Here is a 13,550-nt window from a genome sequence, read left to right on the forward strand (position 1 = left end):
GGGGATTGCGAACCTATTCGATACCCACCTGATTACGCCCGTTGTTCTTCGCCAGGTACAACCCGCGGTCCGCCGCCGAAATCAGCAGCCGGCAATCGCTGCCCGACTGCGGCACCATGGTCGCCAGGCCGATGCTGATGGTCAGGCTCGCCCCGTCGCTCGGGGTGTTGTGCGGAATCTTCAAGGCCGCCACGGTCTGACGCAGTTTCTCCGCCACCAGGCGTGCGCCGCCCGGCGAGGTGTTCGGCAGCACCAGGGCGAACTCTTCACCGCCGTAGCGCGCCGGCAGGTCCGACGGTCGGGCGCTGGCGTCGCGGATCGCCGTGGCGACCTTGCGCAGCGCCTCGTCGCCTTCGACGTGGCCAAAGCTGTCGTTGTAGGACTTGAAGTAATCGACGTCGATCATCAGCAACGACAACTGGCTCTGGTCGCGCAGCGAACGGCGCCATTCCAGCTCCAGGTACTCGTCGAAGTGCCGGCGGTTGGACAGCCCGGTCAGGCCGTCGGAGTTCATCAGCCGTTGCAGCACCAGATTGGTGTCGAGCAACTGCTGCTGGCTGACGCGCAACGCGCGGTACGCCGCATCCCGCTGCAGCAGGGTCATGTAGGAGCGCGAGTGGTAACGGATGCGCGCCACCAGTTCGATGGTGTCCGGCAGCTTCACCAGATAATCGTTGGCCCCGGCGGAAAACGCCGCACTCTTGATCAGCGGGTCTTCCTTGGTCGACAGGACGATGATCGGGATGTCCTTGGTCGCCGGGTGATTGCGGTACTCGCGCACCAGGCTCAGGCCGTCGAGGCCGGGCATCACCAGATCCTGCAGGATTACCGTCGGTTTGATCCGTACCGCCTGGGCGATGGCCTGGTGCGGGTCGGAGCAGAAGTGGAAGTCGATGTTCTCTTCATTCGACAGCCCACGGCGCACGGCTTCGCCGATCATCGCCTGATCGTCCACCAACAACACCATGGCGGCGTTTTCGTCGGTTTTAATGTCGTCGATCTGTAAATCATTCATGGGCGGTCACCTGAATACTGCGGGGGCCAGGATTGCGGAATAGCCTGTTCATTTGGGGAAAACCTCCAGCAACCGTGGCGCTATCTTTTCCAGTGGGCGGATTTCGACGGCAGCATCGATGGCCGCTGCTGCCTTCGGCATGCCGTACACCGCACTGCTTTGCTGGTCCTGCGCGATGGTCAGATAACCCTGCTGGCGCATGAGCTTAAGCCCTTGCGCCCCGTCGCGTCCCATTCCGGTCAATAAAACCCCGATCGCATCGCCGTTCCAATAACTGGCGACACTTTCGAAAAACACGTCGATCGAAGGTCGGTAGATCTCATTGACCGGCTCGGCGGTGTAGGCCAGCGTGCCGTTTTTCAATAAGCGAATATGGTGGTTGGTGCCGGCCAGCAGCACCGCGCCAGCCTGCGGTGGCTCGCCTTCGCGGGCCAGGCGTACATCGAGGCCGCTGGCGCTGGCCAGCCATTCGGCCATGCCGGCAGCAAACACCTGGTCAACGTGCTGCACCAGCACGATGGCCGCCGAGAAATTGCGCGGCAGGCCCTTGAGCAACACTTCCAGCGCTGCCGGTCCGCCGGCAGACGAGCCGATCGCCACCAGCCGCTTGCACGACGCCGAACTGCGGTGGGGCGTCGGCACCGGACGCGAGCGCGGGGTTTTCTCGCCGATCAGCCAGCCAATGTTGAGGATCTTGCGCAGCAACGGCGCCGCCGCTTCCTGCGCGTTCCCCGCACCAAGGGCCGGGGTATCGACCACGTCCAGCGCGCCGTGGCCCATGGCTTCGAAGACCCGGTGCACGTTCTGCTGGCGGTCGACCGTGACGATGACGATGGCGCACGGGGTTTCGGCCATGATCCGCCGGGTAGCCTCGACGCCATCCATCACCGGCATGATCAGGTCCATCAGGATCAGATCCGGAGTGTTTTCGGCGCACAGTTGCACCGCCTCGGCGCCATCTCTGGCGACCCAGATCACCTGATGCGCCGGCTCGAAGGCCAGCGCACGGCGCAGTGCCTCCACCGCCAGGGGCATATCGTTGACGATTGCGATTTTCATGCCCGCGCTCCTCCAATGAGCTCAACCACTGCATCAAGCAGGGCGTCGTCATGAAAACTGGCCTTGGCTAAATAATAGTCGGCGCCGGCATCCAGTCCACGACGCCGGTCCTCTTCACGATCCTTGTACGAGACCACCATCACCGGCAGCGATTGCAGACGGTTGTCGCGGCGCAACAGGGTGACCAGCTCGATGCCGTCCATGCGCGGCATGTCGATGTCGGTGATCAGCAAATCGAATTCCTCCGAACGCAAGGCGTTCCAGCCGTCCATGCCGTCTACCGCCACCGCCACGTCGTAGCCGCGATTGAGCAGCAGCTTGCGTTGCAGCTCGCGCACGGTCAGCGAGTCGTCGACCACCAGAATCCGCTTGCGCGCCACTTCGGCGGCCTGATTGCCGTAGCGGGCGATACGTTCCAGACGCCCGGTATTGAGCAGTTTGTCCACCGACCGCAGCATGTCCTCGACATCGACGATCAGCACCACCGAACCGTCGTCGAGCAACGCCCCGGCGGAAATGTCCTGAACCTTGCCCAGCCGCTCATCCAGCGGCAGCACCACCAACGTGCGCTCGCCGACAAAACGCTCGACCGCCACGCCGTAGACCGCGTCGCGCTCGCGGATCACCACGACCTTGAGGGTTTCGCTGCTGGTCTGACTGGCCGGACGGTTCAACAACTGGCTGGCGGCGACCAGTCCGACGTGTCGGCCTTCGTGCCAGAAATGCTGGCGCCCCTCGATCTGCACGATGTCCTGTGGCTGCAGATCGCACATGCGCTCGATGTGCGCCAGCGGAAAGGCGTAGGCCTCTTCGCCGACTTCCACCACCAGACTGCGCACCACCGACAGGGTCAGCGGCACTTCCAGATGAAAGCGGCTGCCCTCGCCTGCCGTCTGCTCCAGCACCACCGCGCCGCGTAACTGCCGCACCATGTGCTGCACCGCATCAAGACCGACGCCACGTCCGGACACTTCGGTGACCGTGTCGCGCAGGCTGAAGCCCGGCAGAAACAGGAATGTCAGCAGCTCGTCTTCGCTCAACTGCGCAGCGGTTTGCGCCGGCGACAATTGGCGTTCGACGATGCTGCGGCGGACCTTTTCCAGATCGACACCGTTGCCGTCATCGCTCAATTCCAGCACCAGCAAACCAGCCTGATGCGAGGCACGCAGGCGGATCAGGCCTTCTTCGGACTTGCCTTTGAGCAGGCGTTGTTCCGGGGTTTCAATGCCGTGATCGACCGCGTTGCGCAGCAAATGAGTCAGCGGCGCTTCGAGCTTTTCCAATACGTCGCGATCGACCTGGGTCTTCTCGCCCTCGATCTCCAGCCGCACCTGTTTGCCAAGGCTGCGCCCCAGATCCCGGACCATGCGCACCTGACCGGTGAGCACATCGGCGAACGGGCGCATGCGGCATGCCAGCGCGGTGTCGTAGAGCACTTGGGCGCGCTGGCTGGCTTGCCAGGCGAATTCGTCGAGTTCGGCGTTCTTTTCCGCGAGCAATTGCTGAGACTCGGCCAGCAAGCGTCGGGCATCTTCAAGGGCTTCCTGGGCTTCGAGGCTCAGCGCGTGTTCCTTGAGATGCACGTTGAGGCTTTCCAGTGCCCGCAGGCCGTTATTCTGCATGCGCTTGAGACGCTGCATGGTCGCCAGATGCGGTTTGAGGCGCTGGGTTTCGACCAGCGATTTACTCGACAGGTCGAGCAGGCTGTTCAGGCGTTCGGCGGTGACCCGCAGCACCCGCTCGCCACCTTCGGTGGTGCGTTTGCTCTTGCGCGGAGCCGAATCGGACGCTTCCAGCGGTGTATCGATCACTGTCGCTGGAGGCTCAATCGGAGTCGGCGTTGGCGCCTGCATCTGCAACTCGGCCATCGGCGGCGGCGCCACTGCGGGCGGTGCCGAAGGGTCAAGCAGGCGCCCCATCAACGCCACATACGCTTCGATGTCCGGTGCTTGCGGGGCATTGGCCGGCGTGGCGATACGCATCAACAGATCGGTGCCCTGCAACAACGCATCGATGTGTTCGGGGCGCAGCAACAGCCGCCCTTCCTGAGCGCTGACCAGGCAATCTTCCATCACGTGGGCGACACTGACGCCGCTGTCGATGCCGACGATGCGCGCCGCGCCCTTGAGCGAGTGCGCCGCGCGCATGCACGATTCCAGATAATCGGCCTGGGTCGGATTGCGCTCCAGCGCCAGCAGCCCGCTGCTGAGCACCTGGGTCTGGGCTTCGGCTTCGAGACCGAACAGCTCCAGCAGCGAGGCGTCGCGCATTTGCTCGGGGGTCATGTGAGGCTCCGGGTCACGGCGGACAGCAGCTGTTCTTCATCCAGCCAACGCAGGCTGCGCCCCCGGAATTGCAGGACACCACGGGTGTATTTGGCGCTGGCCGTACTGTGGTGTTCACCGCCGGCACGCGACGCGGCGTCGAGAATTTTTTCGTCGATGGCGTGGATGCCGTCAACTTCGTCCACCGGCACCACCACTGGCCCGCCGTGGGCGGCGATGATCAGCATGCGCGGCATGACCCGCGCGCCGCTGGCCGGTGCGGCGTTGCCGTCCAGATCGAGCAGTTCGACCAGCGACAGGCAGGCGACCAACGCCCCGCGCACGTTCGCTACGCCAAGCAAGGCCCGCGAACGCTGATGCGGCAACGAGTGAATCGCCTGCAGCGGCGCCACCTCCACCAGAGTGCGGGTGGCCAGTCCCAGCCATTCCTCGCCGAGGCGGAACATCAGCAGCGAACGGGTTTTCACATCGGTTTCAACCGCCACGGCGACCGGATCGCGCTCGTCCTGCTGCAATGCATAACGGTCAAGCAGACGGGTGGCGGCGGCGGAATACACCGCGCAGTTGCGGCAATGAATATGCTCGGCCAGCAACGGGCAGGACTTGTCGCCATGAATGCCGATACGGTTCCAGCAATCATCGATGGCCCGGGCGTCTTCGTGGGTGACGTTCAAGGTGTCGGACGGGATCATCGTTTACGCTCACTGTCGGCGGTGCGGCCGCTGCGGGCGGCGCGTTCCTGCAATCGTCTGGCACCGGCGCTGTCACCTTGGGCCTGCAGCAAGGCGGCCAGGTGCATCAACGCTTCGGGGTGTTGCGGTTCAAGGTACAAGGCCTTGCGGTAATAACTCTGGGCTTCGAGGGCGGCGCCAGCAACGTCGCTGAGCAGGCCGAGCCAGTAGAACACCTGGGCCACCGGTTCGTGACTGCGCAGGTACTGCTCACATGCCGCGCGGGCTTCGGCACTCTTGCCTTCGTTGGCCAGCGCAGCGATGTTGGCGAGCAAGGTCGCCGCGTCCGAGGTGGCGCTTTTGCTGTTGACGGGCAGCGGTGCAACGCTGGCAAACGGACGCGGGCGCACCGGCGGTGGTGGCGGCGGACTGCGCAACGGTTGGCGCACGGGCAGTGGCGTGGGGGTCGGCAATGACACCGGCTCCGGCAGCGGATCATTGTGCCGACTGAAGGCAAACGACTGCGGAATACCGATCGAACGCATGCCCAGGCGCCCGAGCAGACTGCCTTCGGCCGGCCCGATGAACAGCACGCCATCGACGTGAGTCAGGCGCTTGAGCACTTCGAAGACTTGCTTCTGGGTCGGCTGATCGAAATAGATCAACAGGTTGCGGCAGAACACGAAATCGAACGGTGGCTCACCCGCCAGCAGCGTCGGATCCAGCACATTGCCGGCCTGCAGGCGCACCTGCTCGCGCACCGCTTCGTTGACCCGATGCCCCTCAGGCTCGACGGTGAAATGACGCTCGCGATAGTCCAGATCCTGACCACGAAACGAGTTCTTGCCGTAAAGAGCCCGCCGCGCCTTGTCCACCGACAGCGGGCTGACGTCCATGCCGTCGACCTTGAACTGATGCGGTTTGAGACCGGCATCGAGCAAAGCCATGGCAATCGAATAGGGCTCCTCGCCGGTCGAGCACGGCAAGCTGAGGATGCGCAGCGCGCGCATGTTGTTCAATTGGTCCAGACGCTTGCGCGCCAGCTTGCCGAGCGTGGCGAAGGACTCCGGGTAACGGAAAAACCAGGTTTCGGGGACGATCACCGCTTCGATCAGCGCTTGCTGCTCGTCACGCGAGCCTTGCAGCAGTTGCCAGTACTCATCGCTGTGCGCCGCTTGCGAGAGCGTGGTGCGCTGACGCACCGCCCGCTCAATGATCGCCGGGCCCACCGAGGTGACATCCAGACCGATGCGTTCCTTGAGGAAATCGAAAAAACGCTGGTCGCTGCTCATGACTGCGCCTCAAGCGGCGCCGGAAACAGCAGGCTGCGCACCGCGTCATCCAGCAAGTCGTTGACCCGCACCCACTGCACCAGCCCCAGGGCATCTTCGCGCACCGGGCCGAGGTACGGCGCCTGGCGATTGTCCAGACCATACGGCTGGAAGTCTTCGGGGTTGCAGCGCAGGGTATCGGTCGCCTGCTCAAGGATCAGCCCGAGCCAGCGCGGCGGCTGCAGTTCATCCGGACGGTAATGCACCAGCACCAGCCGCGTACTGGTGCGCGCCTCGGCAGGCTGGCCGAAGGTCAGCGCACTGAGGTCGAGCGCCGGTACCACCGTACCGCGATAGGCGAACACCCCGGCGACCCAGTCCGGTGCCTGGGCAATCGGCTTCAACGGCAGGCGCGGCAGCACTTCCGCCACTTCGGTGGCGCGCAAGGCGTAACGTTCGTTGCCGATGCGAAACAGCAGGAACAACGCCTGCTTCGCCACTGGCGCAGCGCTGCGTTTGGCGGTGATTTCGCTCATCAGACTTTGAATCGCGAAACGCCGCTGCGCAGCCCGACGGCCACCTGGCTCAGTTCGTCAATGGCGAAACTGGCCTGACGCAACGACTCGACAGTCTGGCTGCTGGCATCGCCCAACTGCACCAGCGCGTGGTTGATCTGCTCGGCACCGGTGGCCTGGGCCTGCATGCCTTCGTTGACCATCAACACCCGCGGCGCCAGCGCCTGCACCTGATGGATGATCTGCGACAGCTGCTCGCCGACCTGCTGCACTTCGGACATGCCTCGGCGCACTTCTTCGGAGAACTTGTCCATGCCCATCACGCCGGCGGACACCGCCGACTGGATCTCGCGAACCATTTGTTCGATGTCGTAAGTGGCGACGGCGGTCTGATCCGCCAGACGCCGCACTTCGGTGGCGACCACGGCAAAACCGCGACCGTATTCACCGGCCTTCTCGGCCTCGATGGCGGCGTTGAGCGACAGCAGGTTGGTCTGGTCGGCAACTTTTACGATGGTCACCACCACCTGATTGATGTTGCCGGCCTTCTCGTTGAGGATCGCCAGTTTGGCGTTGACCAGATCGGCCGCGCCCATCACCGAGTGCATGGTGTCTTCCATCCGCGCCAGACCTTGCTGGCCGGAACCGGCGAGCACCGAGGCCTGATCGGCAGCGGTAGACACTTCGGTCATGGTGCGCACCAGATCCCGCGAGGTGGCGGCGATCTCCCGCGAGGTCGCGCCGATCTCGGTGGTGGTGGCCGCGGTTTCGGTTGCGGTGGCCTGTTGCTGTTTGGAAGTGGCGGCGATTTCGGTCACCGAGGTGGTCACCTGCACCGAGGAGCGCTGGGCCTGGGACACCAGCGAAGTCAGCTCGGTCATCATGTCGTTGAAGCCGGTTTCCACCGCGCCGAACTCGTCTTTGCGGTCGAGGTTCAGACGGCTACTCAGGTCGCCTGTACGCATGATTTCGAGGATCTTCACGATGCGGTTCATCGGCGCCATGATCGCGCGCATCAGCAGCAGACCGCAGGCACCGGCCGCCAGCACCGCCACCAGCAGCGAGACGAACATGCTGACCTTGGCCGCTGCCACCGCTTCGTCGATGTTGGCCATGGCCTGATCGGCAACCTTCTTGTTCTCGCCGATGATGTCATTGAGTTTCATGCGGCCGGTGTACCACGCCGGGGTCAGCTTCTCGGTGAACAGCTTGACCGCTTCGGCTTCCAGGTTGCGCTTGTGCAAGTCGAGCACCTGATCCTGGATCTGCATGTAGACGTCGTGGTCTTTCTCGAACGCGGCGAACTCGACCCGGTCTTCATCGGTGGTGACGGTGTTGCGGTAGTTGGCCATCTGCTCTTGCAGGCGCGTCTCGAACGCCTTGTAGTCTGCCGCGTCTTCGCTGCTGATGCCCTGCCCTTCCTTGAGGCCGAGCAGTTCCTGGGTCTGCAGATAGCTGTCGACCCAGGCGCCACGAATCATCGAGCTGTAATAGACGCCGGGCACCGCATCGTCACGCACGCTGCTTTCACTGGCTTCGATCTTCAGCAAGCGTGAATACGAAACAACGACCATCAGCAACATGATGGCGATAATCACCGCAAAGCTCGCCAAAATGCGTTGGCGCAACGTCCAGTTCTTCACAGTGAGTCCTCGTGCCTAAGTCGAAATGCGGGGAGTATAGCCGAGGGCGGTGTTTCATTTATAAGACGCTTTTTAACCCTCGGGCCGGCCCGACGTGGTTCGCGGGAAGGCTCTGGGGTGGGACTGTCCGACAATCCCGGGCTGCCGTGCCAGCGATGGAATGGCAAAAAGGGGCGCTGGATCGGCCATTGCTGTTGTTGTGAGGCTGGAAAGCAATCGCGAGCAGGCTCACTCCTACAAGGGAACGCATTCCAAAGGTAAGAGCGAGCCTGCTCGCGAAGAGCCCGCCGGCATTACGCAGCGGTCAAGCGCACCTGTTTCTCCAGCTCTACCTTCAACCCCGGCTCCAGCTTCAGTTGCTTCGCCAACTCTTCCAGATAGGCCTTTTCCATAAAGCTTTCCTCATCCACCAACATCACACTGGCGATGTACATCTCCGCGGCCATTTCCGGCGTACTGGCGGCGCGGGCGACATCGGCTGGATCGAGGGGTTTGTGGAGTTCGGCGTGCAGCCAGTGTTGCAGTTCCTGATCGTTGTCGAGTCGGGTGAATTCACCTTCGATCAACTGACGTTCGCGGTCGTCGATGTGGCCGTCAGCTTTGGCCGCTGCAACGAGGGCTTTGAGAATCGCCTGGCTGTGTTGCTCGGCTTGCGCGGGTGGCAGTCGATCCAGCGTCTGCGGTTCGTTTTGTGGGGCGGTGCCTTTTTGCGCGTTCCAGTTGCCGTAAGCCTTATAGGCCAGCACACCAAGGGCAGCGAGGCCACCGTAGACCGCAACTTTACCGCCGACCTTGCGCGCTTTTTTGTTGCCGAGCAGCAGGCCCATCGCCCCGGCAGCCAACGCGCCACCGCCCGCCCCCGAGAGCAGGCCACCCAGCGCACCAGCGCCTGAAGACCCACCAAGCAAACCGCCCAGGCCACCAGCCGCCGGTTTGTTCTGCGCGCTACCGGCCTTGTTCTGCAACAGATCCTGGCCGGACTTGAGTAGTTGATCGAGCAATCCACGGGTGTTCATGTTCCGCCTCCAAAACTGGGGTTATTCGGATCTATCAGGCCCTCAGCCTAGTTCGAAAGTGCCCCCGAGCGGCCGGCGAGTGTGCTTCCAGATGTTGCTCACTTTCCTGCACAGGCACTGGCAACAGCCCTTCGTGAAAATAGATATACACTCCAGCCAATCTATAAAAACCGCCCACCGGGTACCTTCCTCATGATGACCCTGCGTCAGATCCGTCACTTCATCGCGGTGGCCGAGACCGGCTCGATTTCCGCGGCGGCGCAAACCGCGTTTATTTCCCAATCGACCCTGACCCTGGCGATTCAGCAACTGGAAGAGGAAATCGGCGTCAGCCTGTTCAGCCGCCACGCCAAGGGCATGACCCTGACTCACCAGGGCCACCAGTTCCTGCGGCAGGCGCACCTGATTCTGGCCACGGTGGATAACGCCAAGCGCAGCCTGCAACAGAGCACCGATCAGGTCGCCGGGCAGTTGATTGTCGGCGTGACCAGTCTGGTCGCCGGTTACTACCTCGCCGATCTGCTCACCCGCTTTCAGCGCGCCTACCCCAATGTCGAAATCCGCGTGATGGAGGACGAGCGCCCCTACATCGAGCACCTGCTGGTCAGCGGCGAAATCGATGTCGGCGTGCTGATCCTCTCCAACCTCGAGGACCGCCACGCCTTGCAGACAGAAGTGCTGACTCACTCGCCGCACCGTCTGTGGCTGCCGGCCCAGCATCCATTGCTGGAACACGACAGCATCAACCTCGCCGACGTCGCTCGCGAACCGCTGATTCAACTGAATGTTGATGAAATGGATCGCAATGCCCAACGCCTGTGGCGCGGCGCCGGGCTGCAACCGAAGATCACCCTGCGCACTGCATCGACCGAAGCCGTGCGAAGCCTTGTCGCAGCAGGTCTGGGCGTATCGATTCAACCGGACATGACTTACCGCCCATGGTCACTTGAAGGCGACATCATTGAAGCGCGGCCGATTGCCGACCTCAACCAGACCCTCGATGTCGGTCTGGCCTGGCGCCGCGGTACTGCACGTCCCGCTCTGGTCGACCCGTTTTTGACTGTGGCCCGCGAACAACCGCACGGCGGACGCAAGCCATCTATTTAATCGAATGCCACCTTCAGTATTTAGAATTTGTCGACCTCGGAGCCGCGCACTAGTCTTGCAGCATCTATAAGACGGTCGGCTCCCGGGCACGGGAGCAGCAATGACCACACAAGAAAAGAGATCGCGGAAAATGGCTGGCGTGCAGACCCCGATGTGTACCGCGTTGTTGATCGACGGCGAACTGGTCGCCGGGCAAGGTTTTGTCGAACCGATCCTCAACCCGGCCACCGGTGAAATCCTCACCCACATCGCCGAGGCCAGCACCGAGCAGGTCGAAGCCGCGATCCTAGCCGCCCACCGCGCCTTCACAGAATGGTCACGGACCACGCCACAGCAACGCTCGAACCTGCTGCTGGACATCGCCAACGCGGTGGAAAAACACGCCGACTACCTCGCCCGTCTCGAAGCGCTGAACTGCGGCAAGCCGCTGCACCTGGCGCGGCAGGACGATCTGACCGCCACCGTCGATGTGTTCCGATTCTTTGCCGGCGCCGTGCGCTGCCAGACCGGTCAGCTCAGCGGTGAATACCTGCCGGGCTACACCAGCATGGTGCGCCGCGATCCGATTGGCGTGGTGGCGTCGATTGCGCCGTGGAACTACCCGATCATGATGGCCGCGTGGAAAATCGCCCCGGCCCTCGCCGCCGGCAACACCCTGGTGTTCAAGCCATCCGAACACACGCCGCTGTCGATCCTCGCACTGGCGCCAGCGCTCGCCGAGATCCTGCCGCGCGGGGTGATCAACATCATCTGCGGCGGTGGCGAAGGCGTCGGCAGTCATCTGGTCGGTCACGCCAAGGTGCGCATGGTCTCGCTGACCGGCGATATCGTCACCGGGCAGAAGATCCTTCAGGCGGCGGCAAAAACCCTCAAGCGCACGCATCTGGAACTCGGCGGCAAGGCCCCGGTGATCGTCTGCAACGACGCCGACATTCAAGCGGTGGTCGACGGCGTGCGCACTTACGGTTACTACAACGCCGGGCAGGACTGCACCGCTGCGTGCCGGATCTACGCGCAAGCAGGCATTCACGACAAACTGGTCGCCGAGCTCGGCGCAGCGGTCAGCAGCCTGCGCTTCGCCGGTAAACGCGATGCCGACAACGAGATCGGCCCGCTGATCAGCACCCGCCAGCGCGACCGCGTCGCCAGTTTCGTCGAGCGCGCCCTCGGCCAGCCGCACATCGAGCGCGTGACTGGTGCGGCGGTGCACTCCGGCGCCGGGTTCTTCTACCAGCCGACGTTGCTGGCCGGTTGCAAACAGACGGATGAAATCGTCCAGCGCGAAGTGTTCGGCCCGGTGGTCACCGTGACCCGCTTCGACGAACTCGCGCAAGCCGTGGACTGGGCCAACGACTCCGAATACGGCCTCGCCTCGTCGGTATGGACTCAGAATCTGGACAAGGCGATGCAGGTCGCCGCCCGCTTGCAGTATGGCTGCACCTGGATCAACAGCCACTTCATGCTGGTCAGCGAAATGCCCCACGGCGGGCTGAAACGCTCGGGTTACGGCAAAGACTTATCCAGTGATTCGTTGCAGGACTACAGCGTGGTGCGGCACATCATGGCCCGCCACGGCCAGCATCTCTGACTACGCTAATAACAAGCCGCAAAACGGCATGGCTTCACCGCGTTCACAACTGCCCCGACCATAATTTAAAGAAGAGGGTTCAACCATGTTCGTGCACAAGACCGCACTGCTCAGTGCAATCACCACAGCCTTGCTGGCCAGCGCCAGCCTGCAAGCGGCCGAGCCGCTGAAGGCTGTCGGCGCCGGCGAAGGTCAGTTGGATATCGTGGCCTGGCCGGGCTACATCGAACGTGGCGAGAGCGACAAGGCCTACGACTGGGTGAGCGGTTTCGAGAAGGAAACCGGCTGCAAGGTCAACGTCAAGACCGCTGCCACCTCCGACGAGATGGTCAGCCTGATGGCCAAGGGTGGTTACGACCTGGTCACCGCGTCCGGCGATGCCTCGTTGCGCCTGATCGTCGGCAAGCGCGTGCAACCGATCAACACCGCGTTGATCCCGAACTGGAAAACCCTCGACCCACGTCTGAAAGATGCGCCGTGGTACGTGGTCAACAACCAGACCTACGGTACCCCGTATCAGTGGGGCCCGAACGTGCTGATGTACAACACCAACGTGTTCAAGACGCCGCCGACCAGCTGGAACGTGTTGTTCGACGCGCAGAATTTCCCCGATGGCAAGCCGAACAAGGGCCGCGTGCAGGCCTATGACGGCCCGATCTACATCGCCGACGCGGCGCTGTACCTGAAAACCGCCAAGCCTGAATTGGGGATCAAGGATCCGTATCAACTCACCGAAGCGCAGTACAAAGCCGTGCTCGATCTGCTGCGCGCGCAGCAGCCGTTGATTCACCGCTACTGGCACGACACCACCGTTCAGATGAGTGACTTCAAGAACGAAGGTGTGGTGGCGTCAAGTGCCTGGCCGTATCAGGTCAACGGCCTGATCAACGAGAAACAGCCGATCGCTTCGACCATCCCGAAAGAAGGCGCTACCGGTTGGGCCGACACCACCATGCTGCACGCCGAGGCCAAGCACCCGAACTGCGCGTACAAGTGGATGGACTGGTCGTTGCAGCCGAAAGTCCAGGGTGATGTGGCGGCGTGGTTTGGTTCCCTGCCAGCAGTGCCGGCGGCGTGCAAGGAGAGCGAACTGCTCGGCGCCGAGGGTTGCAAGACCAATGGCTTCGACCAGTTCGACAAGATCGCCTTCTGGAAAACCCCGCAGGCCGAGGGCGGCAAGTTCGTGCCTTATAGCCGCTGGACTCAGGACTACATTGCGATCATGGGCGGCAGGTAAGCCCGAGAGCAACTTGGTCTAGCTCCCTTTCCCCCTCTCCCCCCTGGGGTAGAGGGCTGGGGTGAGGAGGTGGCTTTTGACTTTGCTCTTGATTGAAGGGCGACGGCCAATGAGGCCACCCTCACCCCCCGCCCTCTCCCGGA

Annotated in this window: 11 protein-coding genes; 3 read left to right on the forward strand and 8 right to left on the reverse strand. The window is 62.9% G+C overall.

Annotated features, from left to right (window positions below):
* Window positions 1–13: 13 nt before the first annotated feature.
* The 8 genes from AC27VU_RS20870 to AC27VU_RS20905 all read right to left on the reverse strand — a co-directional run bounded on the left by AC27VU_RS20870 (window position 14) and on the right by AC27VU_RS20905 (window position 9,475).
* On the reverse strand, window positions 14–1,015 hold the full coding sequence (locus AC27VU_RS20870; RefSeq protein WP_201135705.1) for a response regulator: 1,002 nt from the start codon (window positions 1,013–1,015) through the stop codon (window positions 14–16).
* Between the two features lie 48 nt (window positions 1,016–1,063).
* Window positions 1,064–2,074 (reverse strand): chemotaxis response regulator protein-glutamate methylesterase, encoded by a 1,011-nt coding sequence (locus AC27VU_RS20875; protein WP_003222043.1) that lies wholly within the window; start codon window positions 2,072–2,074, stop codon window positions 1,064–1,066.
* Window positions 2,071–4,359 carry a hybrid sensor histidine kinase/response regulator gene (locus AC27VU_RS20880; protein ID WP_488724838.1) on the reverse strand — a complete coding sequence of 763 codons (2,289 nt, stop codon included), beginning with the start codon at window positions 4,357–4,359 and terminating at the stop codon, window positions 2,071–2,073. The genes AC27VU_RS20875 and AC27VU_RS20880 overlap by 4 nt, the downstream gene beginning before the upstream one ends.
* Complete coding sequence (locus tag AC27VU_RS20885) at window positions 4,356–5,051, reverse strand: chemotaxis protein CheW (protein WP_488724839.1); 696 nt, start codon at window positions 5,049–5,051, stop codon at window positions 4,356–4,358. The genes AC27VU_RS20880 and AC27VU_RS20885 overlap by 4 nt, the downstream gene beginning before the upstream one ends.
* Entirely contained in the window at window positions 5,048–6,322 is a 1,275-nt protein-coding gene (locus tag AC27VU_RS20890) for a CheR family methyltransferase (protein WP_488724840.1), read from the reverse strand. Before AC27VU_RS20890 ends, AC27VU_RS20885 begins: the two co-directional genes overlap by 4 nt.
* Window positions 6,319–6,837, reverse strand: coding sequence for a chemotaxis protein CheW (locus tag AC27VU_RS20895; protein WP_488724841.1), 519 nt, complete (start codon window positions 6,835–6,837; stop codon window positions 6,319–6,321). Before AC27VU_RS20895 ends, AC27VU_RS20890 begins: the two co-directional genes overlap by 4 nt.
* Window positions 6,837–8,459 (reverse strand): methyl-accepting chemotaxis protein, encoded by a 1,623-nt coding sequence (locus AC27VU_RS20900; RefSeq protein ID WP_003222034.1) that lies wholly within the window; start codon window positions 8,457–8,459, stop codon window positions 6,837–6,839. Before AC27VU_RS20900 ends, AC27VU_RS20895 begins: the two co-directional genes overlap by 1 nt.
* Window positions 8,460–8,752: 293 nt before the next feature.
* Window positions 8,753–9,475: a tellurite resistance TerB family protein gene (locus AC27VU_RS20905; RefSeq protein WP_488724842.1), complete on the reverse strand. Its 723-nt coding sequence runs from the start codon at window positions 9,473–9,475 to the stop codon at window positions 8,753–8,755.
* Window positions 9,476–9,667: 192 nt separating this feature from the next.
* On the opposite strand from AC27VU_RS20905, the gene AC27VU_RS20910 reads away from it, so the two are divergent.
* The 3 genes from AC27VU_RS20910 (at window position 9,668) to ydcS (ending at window position 13,407) form a co-directional block, all read left to right on the forward strand.
* A complete protein-coding gene (locus AC27VU_RS20910) occupies window positions 9,668–10,582 on the forward strand; it encodes a LysR family transcriptional regulator (RefSeq protein ID WP_007967749.1) in 915 nt (304 codons plus the stop codon).
* A gap of 130 nt (window positions 10,583–10,712) precedes the next feature.
* Complete coding sequence (locus AC27VU_RS20915) at window positions 10,713–12,170, forward strand: gamma-aminobutyraldehyde dehydrogenase (RefSeq protein WP_473020047.1); 1,458 nt, start codon at window positions 10,713–10,715, stop codon at window positions 12,168–12,170.
* Window positions 12,171–12,255: 85 nt separating this feature from the next.
* Window positions 12,256–13,407 carry a putative ABC transporter substrate-binding protein YdcS gene (gene ydcS, locus AC27VU_RS20920; RefSeq protein ID WP_096795797.1) on the forward strand — a complete coding sequence of 384 codons (1,152 nt, stop codon included), beginning with the start codon at window positions 12,256–12,258 and terminating at the stop codon, window positions 13,405–13,407.
* Window positions 13,408–13,550 lie beyond the last annotated feature (143 nt).

The sequence above is a fragment of the Pseudomonas sp. 14P5.3.2 genome, from assembly GCF_057799175.1.

Coding starts and splice junctions, on each gene's coding strand:
- AC27VU_RS20870 (WP_201135705.1), bottom strand. CDS start 1,015: ATGAATGATTTACAGATCGACGACATTAAAACCGACGAAAACGCCGCC.
- AC27VU_RS20875 (WP_003222043.1), bottom strand. CDS start 2,074: ATGAAAATCGCAATCGTCAACGATATGCCCCTGGCGGTGGAGGCACTG.
- AC27VU_RS20880 (WP_488724838.1), bottom strand. CDS start 4,359: ATGACCCCCGAGCAAATGCGCGACGCCTCGCTGCTGGAGCTGTTCGGT.
- AC27VU_RS20885 (WP_488724839.1), bottom strand. CDS start 5,051: ATGATCCCGTCCGACACCTTGAACGTCACCCACGAAGACGCCCGGGCC.
- AC27VU_RS20890 (WP_488724840.1), bottom strand. CDS start 6,322: ATGAGCAGCGACCAGCGTTTTTTCGATTTCCTCAAGGAACGCATCGGT.
- AC27VU_RS20895 (WP_488724841.1), bottom strand. CDS start 6,837: ATGAGCGAAATCACCGCCAAACGCAGCGCTGCGCCAGTGGCGAAGCAG.
- AC27VU_RS20905 (WP_488724842.1), bottom strand. CDS start 9,475: ATGAACACCCGTGGATTGCTCGATCAACTACTCAAGTCCGGCCAGGAT.
- AC27VU_RS20910 (WP_007967749.1), top strand. CDS start 9,668: ATGATGACCCTGCGTCAGATCCGTCACTTCATCGCGGTGGCCGAGACC.
- AC27VU_RS20915 (WP_473020047.1), top strand. CDS start 10,713: ATGGCTGGCGTGCAGACCCCGATGTGTACCGCGTTGTTGATCGACGGC.
- ydcS (WP_096795797.1), top strand. CDS start 12,256: ATGTTCGTGCACAAGACCGCACTGCTCAGTGCAATCACCACAGCCTTG.